A 19,537-nucleotide genomic window follows, 5' to 3' on the forward strand; every position below is an offset into this window, starting at 1 on the left:
GCGCGGGCCGCGGCGGCGCTTGGGCGGGGCGGGAGAATCGGGCTCGAGGTCGCTGAACGGGACCGTGAACAGGGGCCGGTGCTCCGCATCCGCGACGGCGAAGCGGTACTCGCTCAGCCGCGGGTTGCGGCGGCAATCCTCCTGCGAGGTGAAGCCGGCCCCGTGACGCGCCACCGACAGGGCCGCGGCATCGTCGCGGCACTCCAATCCGTGGAAGTCGGCGCACACGAGACCGGACCGGGACTGCACGTCGAAGAAGTATCGTGGCATGGCTCGCTCCGCCGCCCGCCCCGGCCGCTCCAGGTCATGTCCCTGGCGTCGTGAGACCGGGCTCCAGGGCCGCGAGAGTGCGCCGATCGCGCGCGGCTGTCACGGGGGAGGGGCGATGCGGGATGTCCCTGGCCGGGCCGTGCGCCGGCCAGGGACGGGAGCCGGCGTCAGGCCGCGCCGTGAGCCCGGTCCGCGGCCTTCTCGGCCACGGCTCGGTGAGTCCCGGCCTGGAGGGTCCGGGCGGCCTCGTCGACGACCCGCAGCGACATCTCGGCGAGACGCGTGTTGCCGTCGATCAGCAGCTGGAAGTGGGTCTGGATGAGGTCGCTCTGGGCCGTCGCGAGATCCTGCACGGAGCGGCAGCCCGCCAACCGGCCCAAGCCATCGATGGTCTTCGTGGCGCGCTGCTGCGCGAGGGTGACCCACTCCCGCGACACGTCCTGTGCGCCCTTGGCCAAGATCGTCCCGACCTCCGTCGCGGCCTGCATGGTCTGCGTGGAGCGGCGGGCCATCTCGTCGTAATGCGCGCCGTTGAGCCCCAAGGTCTGCGAGACCTGATCGGTCATGCGCCGGAAGTTCTGGGCCGCATTGTCCATGCCGGCCTGCAGGGTGTCCTGTGCGCTCTCGGCCGTGCGACGCAGAGCGTCCTCTCCAGCATTGGCTGCCTGCCGGCCAGCATCGGCAGCGCTGCGTGCAGCATCATGAGCCGACTGAGCCGCGACATCGCCTGCATTTGAACCAATTTCGGCAGACTTTCTGGTCTGATCCGTGGATTGCGAGCGGTCATCCATTCGTGATCCCTCCTCGGAGCGGGGCAAATATCGGAACCGGCACGATCCGATCTATGATTCGCTCCTCCGAAGAGCCGCTTTATAGCCTATGTTGTAGGTGATCGCATACATTTGATAATCCGCCGCGCGAGGCGAGCACGGCCGTCGCCGGGCGCGTATCCTCATGGCCGCGAGACCGGACGGGCACGGGCCGCCGCGCGGCGCGGCGATTTTTCCAGACCCGTCGCGGCGGCCCGTGGCTCCCCAGCAGCGTCAGCGCAGCCCGTCCCACTGCGCGATGGCGTCCTGGGTGAGGCCGCCGACCCGCGCATGCGGCCGCCCGCCCGTGGTCATGGCGATGGCGAACAGGATCTCGTCGGCGCGCGGGGCATCCGCCACCGCCACGGTGAGCCCGTCGAAATGCGAGCGCACGTAGGCCGCATCCTTGTGGTGGATCGGCACGTCGAGGCTCGCGCCCATCGGGCCGACCTTGGTCATCGAGGGCACGATGGCGAGCGCGCGGCCGAGGAGTTCGCGCATGGCGTAGCCGCCCGGCACGTGCCACAGCGCCCCGTGCTCCAGTTCGCCCGCGGCGCCCACCAGCGAGCCCTTGCCGTAGGCCTCGATCCGGCCGGGCTCGTTGCCGAGCGCCTGGATCAGCCGCGTCGCGCAATCGAGGCCGAGCGGCTTCAGCGCCTCCATCATCGGCACGATGTCGGGCTCGTGGCGGCCCGCGAAGGGATTTTTGACCACGCAGGCCACCGCACCCTTGAGGAGCGGCCGCCCGAGCGGGGGACCGCCGTCGTGGCGCACCTCCTCGACCGTGACGACGATCTTGCGGACTTCGATCATGGGCGGATCTCCCTGAGGGTGCCGAGCGTGAGGGTCTGGCCCTGAAGGCTCAGGGCGGCGTCGCGGATGAGGCCGGCCGCGCGCAACGCCGCCGCGCGGGCGCGGCCGGCGGCGAGTGCTTCCGCGACGGCCTCGGGCGGCAGCGGCGCCACCGCGACGGTGACGGGCTGCGCGCCGAGGTCCGAATCGGGATCGAGGCGGCTGGCCGGCGTGCGGCGGATGCCGGGATGGCCGGGCAGGTCGACCGCGTTGGCGATCAGGGTCGCGGCCGCGTCCGCGCCGGCGGCGTCGCGCGCCAGCACCGTGACGGAATCGGCGATGCCGAGGGAGAAGGAGCGGCCCTGCCGCCCCGACGTGGCGATGCCGAAGATCCCGTCCGCGTGCGTGAGCGTCACCCGCCCGTTCACCGCCGGCACCGGGCCGCGGGAAAAGTCGCCGGCCACCCCCACGGCGATCGACTCGCCCTCCGCGAGGTGGAGGGCGATGTCGCCGCCGTCGTTGACGAAGGCACGATCGAGGGGCGCGGCCTCCCGCATCGCGGCGAGCAGCTCGTCCGCCACCGCGCCCGCCACCGCGGCCATCGGGGTGATGAAGACGCGGTGCGGCCGGCAGGCCGCCACCATCCGGCGCGCCACCGCGCCCTCGACCCGGGGCCGCGCGCTCATGGGCTTTCGCAATTCGCCGAGTTCGGCCACCAACTCGCCGAGGAGCGGGCGGAAGCGCGATTGCGCCGCCCGGTGGGCCTCCGCCACCGCGGCCTCGGCCCCGTAGGCGCGCAGCACCACGTCGATCGGCCCGTGCTGGAGGTGCAGCCGGCCGCCCGGCAGGGCCTGGACGCGCGGGCCCTCCACGGCGCCTCAGCCGAGCTTGGCGATGAGGCGGTTCAGCTCGGCCGCCTCCGCGGGGGTGAGGGGATCGAGGGTGCGGGCCGTGACCTCCGCCCCGCGGCTCTTCATGCCCTCGACCACGGCGCGTCCCTCCTCCGTGAGGGCGAGGAGCACGAGGCGGGCATCGTCCGGATCGGGGGCCGCCTGGGCGAGGCCGCGGGCGGTGAGCCGCCGGGCGACGCCGTACATCGTCGCCGGATCGACGCCGACATGGCGCCCGAGCTGGTTCTGCGAGGTCGGCCCGAGGTCGTGCAGCTTGGCGAGCACCGCGAACTGCACCGGCGTGACGGAAAAGTCCCGCATCACCGCCTCGAAGATCGCGGAGGCGCGCTGGTGCGCCCGCCGGATCAGGTAGCCGATCTGGTCCTCCAACCGGTAGACCCGCACGGCCTCCGGATCGATGCGGGGGGCCGCCAGGCGGCGGCGCGGCGCGCTCACGGCCGCTCCCGCGGCGGGCAGGCCGGCCCCGGGCCGGGCAGGGGCCAAGGATTCGCGGGCGGCCACGCATCGACCCGGGCGCCCGCGCCGAGGTCGCGCAACACATCCGCCATCGCCACCACGTCGCCCATGTGGCCGCCGAGCCGGGCGTAGAGGTCGCGCGGCAGCGTGAACTCGATCGGGGCGACGAGGGCCGGGGTCGGCACCGAGCCGAAGGCGCGGCCCGGCAGCCGCGCGACGTCCGTCATCACGGTGATGCCGCCCCCGGGCCAGACCGTGACGGGGGCGCCCCCCATCGTCACCCGGGTCTCGCCCGACGCCACCGAGCGGGTGAGCAGCACCGGGTTCTCGGTCACGCCCGCCCGCAGCGAGCCGCCCGCGCCGGCCACGAACAGCACGGTGCAGAGCGAGGGCTCGCAGTTCTCGCCGATGCGGTCCACCACCGCGCGCACGGCCGGCGGCATCTCGGCCGGCACCGGCCTCAGGTCGTCGTCGAGGACGAGCCAGAGGGCGTGCTCGCCGGTGGTCGAGGTCATCAGCAGACGCAGGCCCGGCCACGCGGTCTTGGGGTCGATGGCCTGGATGAGGCCGAGCGGGTCGGCGATGTCGGTGCCGCCCCAGCCGATACCCGGATTGGCCACCTGGAAGTAGCGGCCCGGCGTCGAGCGCCGGCCCCGCACCCGGATGCCGGCGGGGCGCATGCCGAGCACGCGGCCCGCCTGATGCTCGGTCAGCACGCCGGTGATGTGGTCGTCCACCACGATCACCTCGTCGGCGTGCCCGAGCCACTGGCGGGCGAAGATGCCGACCGTCGCCGAGCCGCAGCCGACGCGCATGCGGCTCTCGGGCGTGCCGTCCACGATCGGGGCGCGGCCGGCCTGCACCACCACCTCGTGGCCGCCGTCGATCGTCAGCGTCACCGGCTCGCCGCTGCAGAGCGCCAGCATGCTCTCGCAGGTGACGGTGCCCTCCTTCTTGGAGCCGCCGGTGAGGTGGCGCACCCCCCCGATCGAGAGCATCTGCGAGCCGTACTCGGCGGTGGTGACGTGGCCGATCTCCTCGCCCCCGGCCCGGATCGCGGCGCGCTCGGGGCCGAGATGCCGGTCGGTGTCGATCTTCACCTTCAGGCCGCAATAGCTGAAGATGCCCTCGGTCACGACCGTGACGGTCTCGACGCCCGCGTGCTCGCTCGCGACGATGAAGGGCGCGGGCTTGTAGTCAGGGTAGGTGGTGCCCGAGCCGATGCCGGTCACGAAGGTGCGCGAGGGATCGAGCGCCCGCCCGTCCCAGTCGGCGGCGCCGAAGGGCACCAGCCGGCCGCCCTCCTCGGCCGTGCGGTGGAGCAGCACCACCGGATCGGTGCGCACCAGATGCCCGTCCTCGTTGGCGTAGCGCGCGCAGGCGCCCGACCGGCCGGGGCGGATGCGGCAGAGCACCGGGCAGGCATCGCAGCGCACGATGCCGTCCGCCTCCGCGGCCCCGAACTTGGCCGTGCGGGCCTGTGCCGAGAGGGACGTCGGGTCCTCTGTCATTCCGCCGCCTCCCTGGCATGGAGCGCCGCGTGCAGCCGGTGCGGCAGCACCGGCACGCGGGTCAGGCGCGCGCCCGTGGCGTGCCGGATGGCGCCCAGGATCGCGGGCGCGGTGGCGACGAGCGCGGGCTCGCCGACGCCCTTGGCGCCGTAGGGGCCTTCCGGGTCGGGGTCCTCGATGATCCGCACGTCGATCTCCGGCATGTCGCCGGCGGTGGGGATCAGGTAGTCGTGCAGGTTCTCGGTCCGGCCGGGGATAAACTCTTCCATCAGCGCGAGGCCGAGCCCCTGCGCGATGCCGCCGTGGATCTGGCCCTCGACCAGGGTCGGGTTGACCGCCCGCCCGACATCGTGGGCCGCGACGATGCGCCGGACCCGCACCGTGCCGAGCCGCGTGTCGACCGCGACCTCGGCCACCTGCGCGGCGAAGCCGTAGGTGGCGTAGGGGATGCCCTGGCCGTCCGCGTCAAGCGCCGTGGTCGGGGGATCGTACCAGCCCTCGCCCGCGAGCACCGCGCCGGTCTCGTCGACGGGCAGCGCCGCGAGGTCGAGGCTGCGGCTCGCCTCGCCGTCCGCGATGGTGAGCCGCGCGCCCTCCAGGATCAGCCGGGCGCCCGGACCCGCATTGGCGAGCGCCAGGATCCGGGCGCGCAGGGCCTCGCCCGCGAGCCGCGCCGCGTTGCCCGACACGAAGGTCTGGCGCGAGGCGGAGGTCTTGCCCGCGTCGTAGGTGAGGTCGGTGTCCCCGATCACCGAGCGGAAGCGGTCGGGGGCGAGGCCCAGCGCGTCGGCGGCGATCTGGAGCAGCACCGTCGAGGAGCCCTGGCCGATATCGACCGCGCCGTTGAGGAAGGTGAGGGCGCCGTCGGGTCCCAGCGCAATGCGCATGCGCGAGGGGTTCGACATCGAGGTGTTGCCGCAGCCGTACCACATGCAGGCGATGCCGACGCCGCGGCGCAGCCGGGGGCTGCCGGCATTCGCCGCCTCGGCGGCGGCGACCGCGGCGAAGAAATCGTCGCGCAGCGCGTCGAGGCAGCGCGGCAGGCCGGCCGAGGCGTGCAGCACCTGGCCCGAGGCGGTCGTGTCGCCGTGATCGAGGGCGTTGCGGCGCCGGATGGTCCAGCGGTCGAGGCCCAGGCGTTCGGCGAGGTCGTCGATCAGGGTCTCGGCCGCGATCGTGGCCTGGGGCACGCCGAAGCCCCGGAAGGCGCCAGCCGGGGTGTCGTTGGTGTAGACCGCCCGCGTGCGGTTGCGGACGTGCGGCACCCGGTAGGGGCCGGGCGCGTGGACCGGCACGCGGTTGGCGACGGTCGGCCCCCAGGAGGCGTAGGCGCCGGTGTTGAAGTCGCCCTCCATCTCGAAGGCGGTGAAGCCTCCGTCCGCCTCTGCCGACATCCGGGCGCTGATCCGGGCCGGATGGCGCTTCGTCGTGGAGGCCATGCTCTCGATGCGGGTGTAGACCATCCGCACCGGCCGCCGCGTCAGCCACGCGGCCACCGCCAGGATCGGCTGGAGCGAGATGTCGAGCTTGCCGCCGAAGCCGCCGCCGCAGGCGGTGGGGACGATGCGCACGGACGATGCGGCCAAGCCGAGCACCCGCGCCACGTCCTCCTGGTCCATCACCGGCGCCTGCGTGCAGGCCGTGACCTCGATCCGGTCGCCCACGCGGCGGGCGTAGCCCGCCTCCGGCTCGATATAGGCGTGCTCCACGAAGGCGGTCTCGAACGCGCCCGCCACGGTCGCGGCGCCCGCCGCATGGCCGAGGGCGACGTCGCCGCGCGTGAGCCGGCCGTGGGTGAGCACGTTGTCGGGCACCCCGGCGTGGAGGGCCGGCGCGCCCGCGGCCAGCGCCGCCGCCACGCCCGTCAGCGCCGGCTGCACCGCGTAGCGCACCGGCAGGTCGGCATCCGGACACCCCTCCACTGCGGCGCGGGTCCCCACTAGCGCCACGACCGGGTCGCCGCGCATCCGCACGCGCCCGTCCGCCAGCACCGGCTGGTCCTTGAGGTGCGCAAAGACCCCGAAGGAGTTCTCGCCCGGGATGTCCCGGGCGGTGAGGATGCGGGTGAGGCCGGGATGGCGCGCGAGGACGGGGGCGAGGTCGCCGATCGTGACCAGCGCGGCGGCATGGGGCGAGCGCACGAGGCGCAGCCACAGCGCGTCCTCGGGCTGATGGTCGGCGCCGAAGCGGTCGGTGCCCGCGACCTTCGCCCGGCCGTCGACCCGGGCGATGCGCGCGCCCACCGCCGCGCCGGCCTCGGCCTGCGGGGCGGGCTCGTTGGCGCCGCGGGCCACGTCCATCACCGCGTCCACGATCGCGACGTAGCCGGTGCAGCGGCAGAGCACGCCGCCGATCGCATCCTCGACCGCGGGCCGGTCCGGCCGGGGATTGCGCCGCAGGCCGTCCGCGGCGGCGAGGATCATCGCCGGGGTGCAGATGCCGCATTGCGCCGCCCCGCGCACCAGGAAGGCCTCGCGCAGGCGGTCGATCAGGCCGGCGGGATCGCTCCCCTCGATGGTGGTGACGGCCCGCCCGTCGGCCTGGGCGGTCGGCACGAGGCAGGCGCAGACCTGCTCGCCGTCGAGGAGCACCGTGCAGGCGCCGCAATCGCCCGCCTCGCAGCCGACCTTGGTGCCGGTGAGGTGCAGGCCCTCGCGCAGGGTGTCGGCGAGGGTCGCGAAGGGCGCTGCCGCGACCGTGCGGGGCTCGCCGTTGAGGATGAGCGTGACGGGTGCGGTCATCAGGCGGCCCTCGCGGCAGGGGACCCGGCGAGACCCGCCAGGGCATCGGCGACCAGCGTGCGGGCGGCCGCCAGGCGGTAGGCCGCGCTCGCCCGCACGTCGTCGATGGGCGAGAGCCCCGCGAGGTGGGGCTCGGCGACGAGGCCCGGCGCCTCGGCCAGGGGCACGCCCGCGAGGTCGGCCTCCAGGGCGGGGAGCCGCCGGGCCACCGCCGCGCAGGCTCCCACGGCGATGCGGGCCTGCACGATGCGCCCCGCCGGATCGGTCTCGACCGCGAGGCCCGTCATGGCGATCGAGATCACGAGGTAGCGGCGCGCGCCCAGTTTCTCGAAGCGGCCGCGGCCGGGCCGCTTCGGGATCCGGATCGCCGTCACGAGGTCGTGCGGCCCCACGGCCGTCGCCCGGTAGCCGGTGAAGAAGTCTTGGGCGGCGACCTCGCGGCCCGGGAGCGCCACGACGGCGTCGAGGGCGAGCAGGTTCGGGATGCCGTCGCCCGCGGGCGAGGCCGTGCAGGCATTGCCGACCAGCGTGCCGCGGTTCTGGATCTGCACCCCGCCGACCGCGCGCCCGGCGGCCTTCAGCCCGTCGAGGAGCGGCGGCAGGTCGGCCCGGATCAGGTCGGTCCAGGTGGCGAGCGCCCCGATGCGCCAGTGGTCGCCCTCGTCCGCGATGCCGCGCAGTTCGGCCACGCCGGAGATGTCGAGGATGTCGGGGTGGGACGGGTCGCCCCAGGCCCGGCGGGTGGCGGCGGCCGGATAGACGTCGGTGCCGCCGGCCAGCACCGTGACGGCGTGGTCGCGGCGGATCGCCAGGGCGTCGATGAGGGAGGTCGGGCGGAAGTAGCGCATCAGGCGGTCCTCCCGGCGAGCACCACGCCTGCAGGCTCCCGCGGGATCCCCTCTCCCGTGCGGGAGAGGGGCAGGGGTGAGGGTCCAGGTGGCGCCGCAGTGAAGCGGTGAGGGTGGTGAGGGGAGCAGAACGGCGCTGGGTCAGACACGAACGGCAGTGCTGGTAGCGGCAGCGTCGAGATTTCTTGCTGCACCCTCCCGGGACCCTCACCCCTGCCCCTCTCCCGCACGGGAGAGGGGGGGCTGCCCGCGTTCCATTTGGAGAGGGCCGGAGGCGCGGACAGCACATTGCGTCGATGCACCCTCATCCCCGCCTCCCCCACAGCCGCTCGGCCTCGTCCGGCCGGTAGTAGCCGCGCGCCATGTCCCGCTCGACGAGGCTCGGGTCGCGCTGCGCCGGGTCGCCGTAGCCGCCGCCGCCCGGGGTCATGATCTCGACCCGGTCGCCGGCCCGGATGGCGATGTTCTGGTCCTTGGAGAGGTGGAGCGGCGTGAGGGTCTCGCCGCCGCGGTGGATGCGCACCACGTTGGGCGCGCCGTCCGCGCCGCCGCGCACGCCCGGCGGGCCGAACCGGCCGTGATCCATCACGAAGGAGGCGCGGGCCTCGCCGCGCAGCAGCTCCACCTCGTAATGGACGCCGAAGCCGCCGCGATGGGCGCCCGCGCCGCCGGAGCCCTCGCGCAGGGCGAAGCGCCGGAAGAGGACCGGATAGTACTGCTCCATCACCTCCACCGGCGCGGTCTTCGAGATGCCGATGGTGGAGCAGCCGTTCGAGAGCCCGTCGTGGTGGGCGTTCCCGCCGTAGCCCCCGCCGGTGATCTGATACATCACGAAGGGCGCGTTGCGCTCCGGGTCGAAGCCGCCGAGCGCGAAATTGCCCGAGGTGCCGGCGGGCGCCGCCGTCACGCGGTCGGGGATCGCCTGGACCAGGGCCAGGAAGACGGCCTCCGCGATGCGCTGGCTCACCTCGGCGGCGCAGCCCGAGACCGGGCGCGGGTAGCGGGCATCGAGGAAGGTGCCCTCGGGCCGGTGCACGATCAGCGGCGCGAAGGTGCCGGCATTGATGGGCACGTCCGGGAAGACGTGCTTCACCGCGAGGTAGACCGACGACAGTGTGGTCGCCCAGACCGAGTTCATCGGCCCGCGGCAGGGCGGCGACGAGCCCGCGAAGTCGAAGGTCAGGGTGTCGTCGGCCTTTGTCAGGGTCAGCGCGATGCGCAGCGGCTCGTCCACCACCCCGTCCGAATCCACGAAGGCCTCCGAGCGGTAGGTGCCGTCCGGGATGCCGCGGATTTCTGCCCGCATCCGCTCGGCCGACCGGGCACGGATCTCCACGATGGCCCGGTCGAGGGTGGCGCGGCCATATTTAGCCAGCAAATCACCGAGCCGGCTCTCGCCCACCGCGAGCGCCGCGGCTTGAGCCTTGATGTCGCCGATGCGCTGGTCCGCGACCCGGATGTTGGAGCAGATGATGGCGAAGATCTCGCGGTCCATCTCGCCGCGCTTGAACAGCTTCACGGGCGGCAGGCGCAGGCCCTCCTGCTCCACCTCGGTGGCGTGGGCCGAAAAACCGCCGGGCACCGAACCGCCGATATCGGGCCAGTGCCCGGTGTTCTGTAGCCAGCAAAACAACTCGCCGTCCACGAAGATCGGCCGCGCGAAGCGCACGTCCATCAGGTGGGTGCCGCCGAGATAGGGATCGTTGACGATGTAGACGTCCCCCGGCTCCGGCGCGCCGGCCTGGCCCTCGCGGATCAGCCGGATCAGCTCGCCCGTCGAGTGCTGCATGGTGCCGACGAAGACTGGCAGCCCGTACTCGCCCTGCGCGATCAGCGCGCCCGTGGTCCGGTCGTAGATGCCGTCCGAGCGGTCGTCGGCCTCCGCGATGACGGGCGAGAAGGCCGAGCGCGAGAAGGCGATGTCCATCTCGTTGCAGACCTGCTGCAATCCGGCCTGGATCACCGCCAGGGTGAGGGGATCGATGGCGCTCATACGCGGATTCTCAGGTTGCCGATGGGATCGACGGTGGCGGTCGCGCCCGGCTCGATGACGGTGGTGGCGTCGACCTGCTGGATGACCGCCGGCCCCGCCACCCGCGCCCCTTCGGGCAGCCGCTCGCGGGCGTAGACGGCCGCCTCGTGCCAGCGCCCGTCGGCGTGGAGGGCGCGGGTGCCGAGGCGGGCCTCCGCGAGGGTGGTGCGGGATTCCGGGTCGAGCAGCGCGGCGAGCGGCAGGGTGCGGCGGCGCCCGATCACCGAGGTGACGAGGTTGACCACCACCGCGCGGATCTCCGGCAGCCGCACCTGGAAGCGGCGGAAATAGGCGGCCTCGAACAGCGTCTGGAGCGCCGCGCGGTCGATGTCCGGGGAGGGGATCGCAACGCGGATCAGGTGGGTCTGCCCGCGGAACTGCATGTCGGCGCCGTGCGTGACGGTGACCGCCTCGATCTCGGCCCGCTCCTCCTCGACGACGGCGAGCGCGTCGGCGGCCTGCGCCTCCAGCACGCCGCGCAGGTCGGCCATGTCGAGCCCGTCCAGGGGCCGGTTGAGGGTGTTGACCCGGTCCTGGCGCAGATCCGCCACGAGGCAGCCGAGCGCGTTGGTGAGGCCGGGCCGGGCCGGCACCAGCACCTCCGGGATGCCGAGTTCGCGCGCGAGCGCCACCGCGTGGAGCGGCCCGGCGCCCCCGAAGGCGAACAGCACGAAGTCGCGCGGGTCGTAGCCGCGCGACAGCGACACCATCCGGATCGCCCCCGACATGTGCACGGTGCCGAGCCGGATCACCGCCGCGGCCGCCTCCTCGATGGAGAGGCCCAGGGGGCCGGCGAGGTCGCGGTCGAAGGCGGCCCGGATCGCGTCGAGCGACACGCCCTCGCGCACGGCCGTGAGGCGCTCCGGGTCGAGGCGGCCGAGCATGAGGTTGGCGTCCGTGATGGTCGGGCGCGTGCCGCCGCGGCCGTAGCCGATCGGGCCGGGCTCGGAGCCCGCGCTCTCCGGGCCGACCCGCAGCATGCCGGCCCGGTCGACCGAGGCGATCGAGCCGCCCCCGGCCCCCACCGTGTGCACGTCGACCATCGGCAGGTGGACGGGCAGGCCGTAGGCCAGGGTCAGCTCGGCCGAGACCTCCGGCACGCCGCCCGCGATCAACGCCACGTCGGTGGAGGTGCCGCCCATGTCGTAGGTGATCGCGTTCGACAGGCCCGACTGGGCCAGCGTCGCGGCGGCCGCCATCACGCCCGAGGCGGGTCCCGACATCACGGTCTTGGCCGCGGCCTCGACCACGCGGCCCGCCGGCACCGTGCCGCCGTTGCCGTTCATGACGAGGAGGTCGCGGGAAAAGCCGCGGGCGCGCAGCTCGTCCTGCAGGCGGCGGATGTAGCGGTCGAGGATCGGCTGCACCGCGGCGTTGACCGAGGCGGTGGTGCCCCGCTCGTACTCGCGGAACTCCGAGAGCAAGGCGTGGCCGAGGGTGACGTAGGCGTTGGGCCAGATCTCGCGCGCGATCTCGCCCGCGCGCAGCTCGTGCGCCGGGTTGGCGTAGGCGTGCAGGAAATGGATGACCAGCGCCTCGCAGCCCGCCTCGCGCAGCGCCTGCACGGCCTCGCGCAGCGCCGCCTCGTCGAGGGGCGTGTGCACGCGCCCGTCCGCCATCACCCGCTCGGGCACCTCGCGGCGCAGCTCGCGCGGGATCAGCGGCTCGAAGGTGCCGAACAGGCCGTATGGCTTCGGCCGCGTGCGCCGCCCGAGTTCGAGCACGTCGCGAAACCCCGCCGTGGTGACGAGGCCGACCCGGGCGGTCTTGCGCTCCAGCACCGCGTTGGTGGTGGCGGTGGTGCCGTGGATGACGAGGCCGAGGTCGGCGGGCGCGACGCCCGCCGCCTCGATCGCCGCGATGACCCCGCCGGCCTGGTTGCGCGCGGTCGTCGGCACCTTGGCGAGGCGCACCCGCAAGGGCCCGCCGGGCTCCGCCTCCGTCAGCAGGAGGTCGGTGAAGGTGCCGCCGACATCGATGCCCGCCACGCGTCTCACGTCACACCTCGATCGTTCGCCTACGAACGGACGGCGCGTCGGCCGCCCTTCCCGCCCGACGGCCTCACACCGTCAGGTACGCCTCCCGCACCGCCTCGTCCGCCTCCAGGGCCGCCATCGTGCCCTCGAAGCGGATCGTGCCCTTCTCGATCACGTAGGCCCGGTCGCAGACCGCCGCCGCGAAGGTGAGGTTCTGCTCGGAGAGGAGCACCGCGATGCCCTCCCGCTTCATCCGCAGCACCGCCTCGGCCATCTGCTCGACGATGAGCGGGCTCAGCCCCTCGGACGGCTCGTCGAGGAGCACGGCGTGGGGGTTGCCCATCAGGGTGCGGGCGATGGTGAGCATCTGCTGCTCGCCGCCCGACATTGCCGAGGCGCGCCGCCCGCGCATCTCGGCGAGGTTGGGGAAGACCACGAAGAGCCGCTCGGGCGTCCAGGGCGGGCGGGCATCCGTGCCCGCCGCCCGCTTCCGGCCGACCTCCAGGTTCTCGAACACCGTGAGGTCGGTGAAGATGCGCCGCTCCTCCGGCACGTAGCCGAGGCCCGCCCGGGCGATGCGGTAGGGCTCCCAGCCGGTGACCGGACGGCCCTCGAAGGCGACGCTGCCGCCGAGCGGCGGCAGCAGGCCCATCACGGCCTTGAGGGTGCTCGACTTGCCCGCGCCGTTGCGCCCCATGAGCGCCGCCACCTCGCCGGCCGCCAGGGTGAGCGAGACCCCGAACAGCACCTGCGCCTGCCCGTAGGCGGCCGTGAGGTTGGTGACGTCGAGGAGCGCCATCACGCCACCGCCTTCCGGCGCGCCTTGAGCGCCGCCGCTGTGCCGGCCTCGCCGAGATAGACCTGGCGCACCCGCGCGTCGCCGCGCACGTGGTCGGGCGAGCCGGCCGCGATGATCTCGCCGCGCACCAGCACCATCACCCGGTCGGCGTGGCCGAAGACCGCCTCCATGTCGTGCTCGGTGTAGAGGATGCCGATGCCCCGCTCGCGGGCGAGCCGGGCGGTGAGCGTCATCAGGCCGCCGCGCTCGCGCGGGGCCATGCCGGCGGTGGGCTCGTCCATCAGCAGGAGCTTGGGCCGCGAGGCCAGCGCCACCGCGAGTTCCACCCGCTTCACGTCGCCGTAGGCGAGTTCGGAGACCGGCCGGTCGGCCTCGGCCCGCATGCCCACTTCGGCGAGGAGCCCCAGCGCCTCCTCGCGGTGGAGGCGGCGCGTGTCCGCGAACAGGCGGCGGCTCTCCCCGTGCCGGGAGAGCAGGGCCATCTGCACGTTCTCGGCGACGCTCATCGACACGAAGGTCTGGGCGACCTGGAAGGTGCGTCCGACGCCGCTGCGCCAGACCGCGCGCGCCGGCCGGCCGGCGATCGCCTGCCCGTCGAGGGTGATGCTGCCGGAATCGGGCTTCAGCTGCCCGCCGACCATGTTGAAGGTGGTGGACTTGCCGGCGCCGTTGGGGCCGATGATCGCCAGCATCTCGCCCGCCGCCAGGGTGAACGAGACGTCCCGGGCGGCGAAGACGCCCCCGAAGCGCTTGTTGAGGCGGTCGACGACGAGGAGGGTCATGCGGAGGCCGCCGCGGTCGCCGGAGTCCGGGCACGGCCGCGCAGCGCGTCGGCCGCGCCCGCGAGGCCGCGGGGGAAGACCAGCACGGTGGCGATGATCGCGAGGCCGAGCAGCAGGCGCCAGAACTCGGTGAGCGGCATCACCACGTCCTTCAGCGTGTGGAAGAAGGCGGCGCCGACGAGGGGACCCATCACGGTCTGGATGCCACCCACCAGCACCATGACGAGGAAGTCGATCGAGAGCGGGATCGCCGCGAGCGTCGGGTCGATCGAGCCCTTCTGGAAGGCGTAGAGCCCGCCCGCCAAGCCGGCCGCCGCGCCCGCCAGCGTGAAGCCGAGCCAGCGGTGGGTGCGCACGTCGAGCCCGATCGCCCCGGCGCGGGTGGCGGAATCGCGCGCCGCCCGCAGGGTGTAGCCGAAGGGCGCGTAGATGATCCGGCGCAGGAGCACGATGCCGGTGAGCGTCAGCGCCGCCACGAGGTAGAAGTAGACGGTGCGGCCCGAGGCCCAGGCGGACGGCCAGACGCCCACGACGCCGTTGTCGCCCCCCGTCACCTCGACCCACTGGAAGCCGATGGCGTAGACGATCTGCGCGAAGGCGAGGGTGAGCATCGCGAGGTAGATGCCCGACAGCCGCACGATGAAGAAGCCGAACAGGGCCGCGCCCGCCCCCGCGACGAGCGGAGCGGCGACGAGCGCGAGCTCCATCGGGGCCTTGAGCGGCCCGGTGACGAGGAGCCCCGCCGCATAGGCGCCGAGCCCGAAATACGCCGCGTGCCCGAAGGAGACGAGGCCGCCGACCCCGATGAGGAACTGGAGCGAGAAGGCGGCGAGCGCGAAGATCAGGATCTCGGTGGCGACCTTGGTGGTGTAGGGGTCGCCGAGCAGCGGCACCGCCAGGAGGAGCACCGCCGCCAGGAGCGCGAGCGCCGTCTCGGGCGGGCGGAAGCGGCGCAGCGTCAGGATGCCCTCCGGCAGGACCACCCGGCCCGAGCCGGAATCCGGCCGCCCGAGCAGCCCCCAGGGCTTGACCACCAGCACCACCGCCATGAGGGCGAAGACCAGGACCAGCGTCACCTTGGGCAGGATGAGGATGCCGAAGGCCTGGAGCTGCCCGATCAGGAGGGCGGCCAGGAAGGCGCCCGGCACCGAGCCCATGCCGCCCACCACCGTGACCACGAAGGCATCGGTGATGATCGACAGGTCCATGTGCGAGTTGGCGGGGATGCGCGGGATCTGCAGCGCGCCGCCCAGCCCCGCGAGGCTCGCGCCGAGGAAGAGCGTGAGCGTGAACAGGCGCGCCTGGTTGACGCCGAGCGCCCCCACCATCTCGCGGTCCTGCGTCGCGGCCCGGATCAGCACGCCGAAGCGGGTGCGGTGCATGACCAGCCACAGGAGCGCCAGCACCAGCGGCCCGACGCCGATCAGCACGAGTTCGTAGGCGGGGAAGCGCTGGCCCAGGATCTCGACCCCATGGCGCAGGGAGGGCGCGCGCGGCCCCGCGATGTCGACCGGCCCCCAGACCTTGAGCACCACGTCCTCGACGATGAGGACGACCCCGAAGGTGGCGAGCAGCTGGAAGAGCTCCGGGACCCGGTAGATGCGGCGCAGGAGCAGCATCTCGACCGCCACCCCGATCAGCCCGACGAGGAGGGCCGCCAGCAGCACCCCGAGGAAGAAGGTCCAGGGCGAGTAGGCGAAGTCGAGGAGCCGCGGCACGATCGTCACCGCGAGGTAGGCCCCCAGCATGTAGAAGGAGCCGTGCGCGAAGTTGACGATGCGGGTGACGCCGAAGACGAGGGTCAGCCCCGAGGCGATCACGAACAGCGACGAGGCGCTGGCGAAGCCGGAGAGCGACTGCAGGACGAGGAAGGACAGGTCCATCGGTCTTCCGCTCCGCCTCCTCGTCTCCGTGCGGCTGCAGATTCAGCCCGTCTTCAGACCGTCTCGAAATCCAGCGCGGGCAGCACCCCCTCTCCCGGGTGGGAGAGGGGTAGGGGTGCGGGAGGGAGCAGAAAGAGGCGCGACGCTGCCGCTACCAGCACGACGGTCAGCGATTGATCCTGCCCCGTTCCGCTCCCCTCACCATGTTCCGCGTCTCAGTGCGGCAGCGTCACACCCTCACGCGGGATCTTCGATCCCCTGCCCCTCTCCCACTCGGGAGAGGGGTTCCGTTCAGCCCTTGCGGGCCGCCTTCACCTCGGCCTCGGGATGCAGGTACTTGGCCCCGTCCTCGTAGGTGTACTTGACCATCGTGCCCTTGCGCCCGTCGAGCGCGGTCTCGCCGACCCAGGCGCCGAGCGTCGACTGGTGGTCGAGGGCGCGCATGGTGACGGGCCCCGCGATGGTGTTCGATTGCAGGCCTTCGAGCGCGGCGATCAGCGCCTCGGTGTCGGTGGACTTCGCGGTTTCGAGCAGGTCGCGGATCATCTGCACGACGACGTAGCCGAGGAGCGAGCCCAGCCGCGGCGTGTCCTTGAAGCGGGCGCGGTAGGCGGCCACGAAGGCCTTGTGGGACGGGAGATCGATCTGCTCCCACGGGTAGCCGGTGGTGATCCAGCCCTCGGGCGTCTCGTCGCCGAGCGGGATCATGTATTCGGGCTCGCCGGTGAGCAGGCTCGCCACCGTGCGCTTCTCGAACAGGCCGCGGGTGTTGCCCTCGCGCACGAAGGCGGTGAGGTCGGCCCCGAACAGCACGTTGAACAGCCCGTCGGGCTTGGCCTGCGCCAGCGCGCCCACGGTGGCGCCCGCATCGACCTTGCCGAGCGCCGGGAACTGCTCGGTCACCACCTCGAAGCCCGGCACCGCGGCACTCATCAGGCGCTTGAAGTTCGCCGCCGCCGACTGGCCGTACTCGTAGTTGGGCGCCACGATCGCCCAGCGCTTGATGCCGCGGGCCTTCACGGCCTCCACCAGCATCTTGGTCTGCATGTAGGTGTTGGGCCGGACCCGGAAGGTGTAGCGGTTGCCGCTGCCCATCGTGAGGGCGTCGGTCAGGGGCTCGGTGGCGAGGAAGAGCACCTTACGCTGGTTGGCGAAATCCGCCACCGCGAGCCCGACATTCGACAGGAAGGTGCCGCACAGGAAGACGACGTTCTCGCGGGTGAGCAGCTCCTCGGCCACCCGCACCGCGTCCCCCGGCGTCGAGCCGTCGTCGCGGAAGATGATCTCCAGCGGGCGCCCGCCGAGCCCCTTGATGCCGCCCGCCTGGTTGATCTCGTCCTGGGCGAGGATCATGGCGTTGCGGTAGGGACCCGCGAAGGCGGCCATGCGGCCGTAGGAATTGAGTTCGCCGATGCGGATCGGGGCGCCCTGAGCCCGTCCGGCCGTGCCCGAGAGGGCGAGCGGCGCCGCGGCGAGACCCGCGACCACGGTGCGGCGGGACGGGAGTGGAACCGGCATCGCACGACCCTCCGACGATCGTCCCGGCCCAACCGGAGAGATCATTCGCGTACGAACGATACTCGTCCGCAAGACGAGCGCAAGATCAGGTCGTGCGGAAATGTCGGGCGCCGGCTGCCCGCGGATGCGGCGACCGCGCCGCGCCCGCTCGGACGCGCACCCTGGCGTCCCTCACTCGGGCACGAATTCGCGCACCGGCCCGCCCTCGTCGCCGCGCGGCCGCTCGGCGTCGATCTCGGGGCCGTCGAGGTCCGGGATCAGGATCGGGTCGGTGGGCGTCACCGTGCCGGTGGCGTCGATGTCGTCGACCGAGGTCCAGGCCTTCGGCTGCGGGCGGGACGCGTCGGCCTCGGCGGCGGACGCAGGGACTGTCGAGGCAGCCAGCAGGGCGGCGAGCGCCAGGAGAGCAAGGGGTGATCGAGCGAGGGATGGTAGAGCGAGGGGTGATCTCATGCGAGGCTCCTTCGGCCCGGATTCTCTCGTCCGCAAGGTCAAAGCGGGGGCGTGCGGTTCGTTCCGGTCCCCTCGTCCCCGCGCGCGACGCTCGCGGCACCTCCGGCCTCGACAACGGCGCGGCGCGGGCCTTCACTCCGGCGATCCGCCGCGACGGCTCGACCCGTCGCGGCGGCGGATGCTCAAGCCCGGGAGGCGGTCATGCTCTTCGCCAGGAAGCTCACGGCCAGGAAGCCCACGACCAAGTGGCCCGCGCGGTTCGTCGCCGAGGAGGTCGTGCCCGACGCAGGCCGGCGCGGTCTGCTCGCCGGGGCCTGCGCCTGCGCGGCCTTCGCGGCCCTGCGGCCCCTCGCGGCCCGGGCGCAATCGCTGCCGGCGCCGACGGCCGGTCCCGCGCGCCCGATCCACGCCGTCCTGGACGAGGCGGCGCGCGGGGTCGAGGCGAAGATGATCGCGTGGCGGCGGGACATCCATGCCCATCCCGAACTCGGCAACCAGGAGACCCGCACGGCGGCCCTGGTCGCGCGGCACCTGCGGGCGCTCGGCTACGAGGTCCGCGAGGGCGTCGCCGTGACCGGCGTCGTCGGGGTGCTCGCGGGGGAGGGCGGGCCGGGTCCGGTCATCGCGCTGCGCGCCGACATGGATGCCCTGCCGGTGGCCGAGCAGGTCGATCTTCCCTTCGCCTCGAAGGTCAAGGCGCCCTGGGGCGGCGAGACGGTCGGCGTGATGCACGCCTGCGGGCACGATTGCCACGTGGCGATGCTCATGGCGGCGGCCGAGGTGCTGGCCGCCCAGCGCAAGCAGATCCGCGGCACGATCAAGCTGATCTTCCAGCCGGCCGAGGAGGGATTGCCGGTCGGCGAGATCGGCGGGGCGCGGCTCATGGTGGAGCAGGGCGCGCTGGCCGATCCCAAGCCGGACGCCGTCTTCGGCCTGCACGTGATGGCCGGCGCGCCCGTCGGCACGGTGGCGTACCGGGCCGGGCCGATCCTGTCCGGCTCGGACACCTTCCGGATCGCGGTGCGCGGCCGGCAGACCCACGGCGCCCAGCCCTGGAACGGCGTGGACCCGATCACCATCGGCTCCACCATCGTGACCACCCTCCAGACCATCGTCAGCCGCGAGACCGACATCCAGCGCAACCCCGCGGTGCTGACGGTGGGCGTGTTCAAGGGCGGGGTGCGCCACAACATCGTCCCGGAGGAGGTCGAGCTGTCCGGGACCCTGCGCACCTACAGCGAGGAGCACCGCCAGCGCGTCAGGCAGCGCATCAGTGAGATCGCCGAGGGGGTGGCCAAGAGCATGCGGGGCAGCGCCGAGGTGAGCTGGAACCCGGCCTCCTACCCGGCGACCGTCAACGATGCCGCCCTGGTCGACAGGATGGCGCCCTCGCTGGCGCGCGCCTGCGGCGCGGGCGGGACGCTCGTGCGAGCCGATTTCCCGGCCAGCCCGAGCGAGGATTTCTCCTATTTCGCCAACGCCGTGCCGGGCCTGTTCTTCTTCATCGGCATCGACGCGCCAGGAGCCCAGGGGGCGGCGCCCAACCATTCCCCGCGCTTCCAGGTGGACGAGGCGGGCCTCGCCTACGGGCTGCGCGCCCTGCTGCACCTCACCGCCGACTTCACCGGCAGCGGGGCGGCCTGAGAGGGGCGGCCGGCCCCACCCGGCTTCCCCCGCTCCCCTGCGGCTGCTAGAAGGGCCGGATGTCCGACTCGCGTCACCGGTCCGGCTCTCGGCGAATTACGAGCCCGGTTTC

16 protein-coding genes are annotated in these 19,537 nt (G+C 73.3%); 1 reads left to right on the forward strand and 15 read right to left on the reverse strand.

Annotation, left to right across the window (positions count from 1 at the left end; genetic code table 11):
* The 15 genes from ACKUB9_RS26045 to ACKUB9_RS26115 form a co-directional block, all read right to left on the reverse strand.
* Window positions 1-270 (reverse strand): DUF6894 family protein (locus ACKUB9_RS26045; protein ID WP_410825949.1); only part of this gene is annotated, 270 nt, incomplete at its 3' end.
* A 167-nt stretch (window positions 271-437) separates the two neighbouring features.
* Window positions 438-1,061, reverse strand: a complete 624-nt coding sequence (locus ACKUB9_RS26050; RefSeq protein WP_407528663.1) for a phasin family protein — start codon at window positions 1,059-1,061, stop codon at window positions 438-440.
* A 252-nt stretch (window positions 1,062-1,313) separates the two neighbouring features.
* Window positions 1,314-1,892 (reverse strand): amino acid synthesis family protein, encoded by a 579-nt coding sequence (locus ACKUB9_RS26055; protein WP_407528665.1) that lies wholly within the window; start codon window positions 1,890-1,892, stop codon window positions 1,314-1,316.
* Entirely contained in the window at window positions 1,889-2,743 is an 855-nt protein-coding gene (locus ACKUB9_RS26060; RefSeq protein WP_407528666.1) for a UPF0280 family protein, read from the reverse strand. The genes ACKUB9_RS26055 and ACKUB9_RS26060 overlap by 4 nt, the downstream gene beginning before the upstream one ends.
* Before the next feature lie 6 nt (window positions 2,744-2,749).
* Entirely contained in the window at window positions 2,750-3,217 is a 468-nt protein-coding gene (locus ACKUB9_RS26065; protein WP_407528668.1) for a MarR family winged helix-turn-helix transcriptional regulator, read from the reverse strand.
* Window positions 3,214-4,749 carry a 6-hydroxynicotinate reductase gene (locus tag ACKUB9_RS26070; RefSeq protein ID WP_407528670.1) on the reverse strand — a complete coding sequence of 512 codons (1,536 nt, stop codon included), beginning with the start codon at window positions 4,747-4,749 and terminating at the stop codon, window positions 3,214-3,216. Before ACKUB9_RS26070 ends, ACKUB9_RS26065 begins: the two co-directional genes overlap by 4 nt.
* On the reverse strand, window positions 4,746-7,490 hold the full coding sequence (locus ACKUB9_RS26075; protein WP_407528672.1) for a molybdopterin-dependent oxidoreductase: 2,745 nt from the start codon (window positions 7,488-7,490) through the stop codon (window positions 4,746-4,748). Before ACKUB9_RS26075 ends, ACKUB9_RS26070 begins: the two co-directional genes overlap by 4 nt.
* Window positions 7,490-8,338 (reverse strand): FAD binding domain-containing protein, encoded by an 849-nt coding sequence (locus ACKUB9_RS26080; protein WP_407528674.1) that lies wholly within the window; start codon window positions 8,336-8,338, stop codon window positions 7,490-7,492. The genes ACKUB9_RS26075 and ACKUB9_RS26080 overlap by 1 nt, the downstream gene beginning before the upstream one ends.
* Before the next feature lie 304 nt (window positions 8,339-8,642).
* Window positions 8,643-10,331 (reverse strand): hydantoinase B/oxoprolinase family protein, encoded by a 1,689-nt coding sequence (locus ACKUB9_RS26085; RefSeq protein WP_407528676.1) that lies wholly within the window; start codon window positions 10,329-10,331, stop codon window positions 8,643-8,645.
* Complete coding sequence (locus tag ACKUB9_RS26090; RefSeq protein WP_407528677.1) at window positions 10,328-12,367, reverse strand: hydantoinase/oxoprolinase family protein; 2,040 nt, start codon at window positions 12,365-12,367, stop codon at window positions 10,328-10,330. The genes ACKUB9_RS26085 and ACKUB9_RS26090 overlap by 4 nt, the downstream gene beginning before the upstream one ends.
* A 64-nt stretch (window positions 12,368-12,431) precedes the next feature.
* Window positions 12,432-13,145 carry an ABC transporter ATP-binding protein gene (locus ACKUB9_RS26095; protein WP_407528679.1) on the reverse strand — a complete coding sequence of 238 codons (714 nt, stop codon included), beginning with the start codon at window positions 13,143-13,145 and terminating at the stop codon, window positions 12,432-12,434.
* Complete coding sequence (locus ACKUB9_RS26100) at window positions 13,145-13,927, reverse strand: ABC transporter ATP-binding protein (RefSeq protein ID WP_407528680.1); 783 nt, start codon at window positions 13,925-13,927, stop codon at window positions 13,145-13,147. Before ACKUB9_RS26100 ends, ACKUB9_RS26095 begins: the two co-directional genes overlap by 1 nt.
* Entirely contained in the window at window positions 13,924-15,810 is a 1,887-nt protein-coding gene (locus tag ACKUB9_RS26105) for an ABC transporter permease (RefSeq protein WP_407528682.1), read from the reverse strand. Before ACKUB9_RS26105 ends, ACKUB9_RS26100 begins: the two co-directional genes overlap by 4 nt.
* 291 nt (window positions 15,811-16,101) lie before the next feature.
* Window positions 16,102-17,328 (reverse strand): ABC transporter substrate-binding protein, encoded by a 1,227-nt coding sequence (locus tag ACKUB9_RS26110; protein WP_407528684.1) that lies wholly within the window; start codon window positions 17,326-17,328, stop codon window positions 16,102-16,104.
* Between the two features lie 171 nt (window positions 17,329-17,499).
* Window positions 17,500-17,781, reverse strand: a complete 282-nt coding sequence (locus tag ACKUB9_RS26115) for a hypothetical protein (protein WP_407528685.1) — start codon at window positions 17,779-17,781, stop codon at window positions 17,500-17,502.
* A 201-nt stretch (window positions 17,782-17,982) separates the two neighbouring features.
* Here ACKUB9_RS26115 and ACKUB9_RS26120 point away from each other — a divergent pair, with 201 nt between their 5' ends.
* Window positions 17,983-19,425, forward strand: a complete 1,443-nt coding sequence (locus ACKUB9_RS26120; protein ID WP_407528687.1) for an amidohydrolase — start codon at window positions 17,983-17,985, stop codon at window positions 19,423-19,425.
* Window positions 19,426-19,537 lie beyond the last annotated feature (112 nt).

This window comes from Methylobacterium oryzisoli (assembly GCF_046557895.1).
Lineage (GTDB): Bacteria > Pseudomonadota > Alphaproteobacteria > Rhizobiales > Beijerinckiaceae > Methylobacterium > Methylobacterium oryzisoli.

Bases quoted from the DNA above. Each gene is read 5' to 3' on its own strand.
- ACKUB9_RS26105 (WP_407528682.1), bottom strand. From the start codon at position 15,810: ATGGACCTGTCCTTCCTCGTCCTGCAGTCGCTCTCCGGCTTCGCCAGC.
- ACKUB9_RS26115 (WP_407528685.1), bottom strand. From the start codon at position 17,781: ATGAGATCACCCCTCGCTCTACCATCCCTCGCTCGATCACCCCTTGCT.
- ACKUB9_RS26050 (WP_407528663.1), bottom strand. From the start codon at position 1,061: ATGGATGACCGCTCGCAATCCACGGATCAGACCAGAAAGTCTGCCGAA.
- ACKUB9_RS26110 (WP_407528684.1), bottom strand. From the start codon at position 17,328: ATGCCGGTTCCACTCCCGTCCCGCCGCACCGTGGTCGCGGGTCTCGCC.
- ACKUB9_RS26055 (WP_407528665.1), bottom strand. From the start codon at position 1,892: ATGATCGAAGTCCGCAAGATCGTCGTCACGGTCGAGGAGGTGCGCCAC.
- ACKUB9_RS26085 (WP_407528676.1), bottom strand. From the start codon at position 10,331: ATGAGCGCCATCGATCCCCTCACCCTGGCGGTGATCCAGGCCGGATTG.
- ACKUB9_RS26095 (WP_407528679.1), bottom strand. From the start codon at position 13,145: ATGGCGCTCCTCGACGTCACCAACCTCACGGCCGCCTACGGGCAGGCG.
- ACKUB9_RS26075 (WP_407528672.1), bottom strand. From the start codon at position 7,490: ATGACCGCACCCGTCACGCTCATCCTCAACGGCGAGCCCCGCACGGTC.
- ACKUB9_RS26120 (WP_407528687.1), top strand. From the start codon at position 17,983: ATGCTCTTCGCCAGGAAGCTCACGGCCAGGAAGCCCACGACCAAGTGG.
- ACKUB9_RS26080 (WP_407528674.1), bottom strand. From the start codon at position 8,338: ATGCGCTACTTCCGCCCGACCTCCCTCATCGACGCCCTGGCGATCCGC.
- ACKUB9_RS26070 (WP_407528670.1), bottom strand. From the start codon at position 4,749: ATGACAGAGGACCCGACGTCCCTCTCGGCACAGGCCCGCACGGCCAAG.
- ACKUB9_RS26100 (WP_407528680.1), bottom strand. From the start codon at position 13,927: ATGACCCTCCTCGTCGTCGACCGCCTCAACAAGCGCTTCGGGGGCGTC.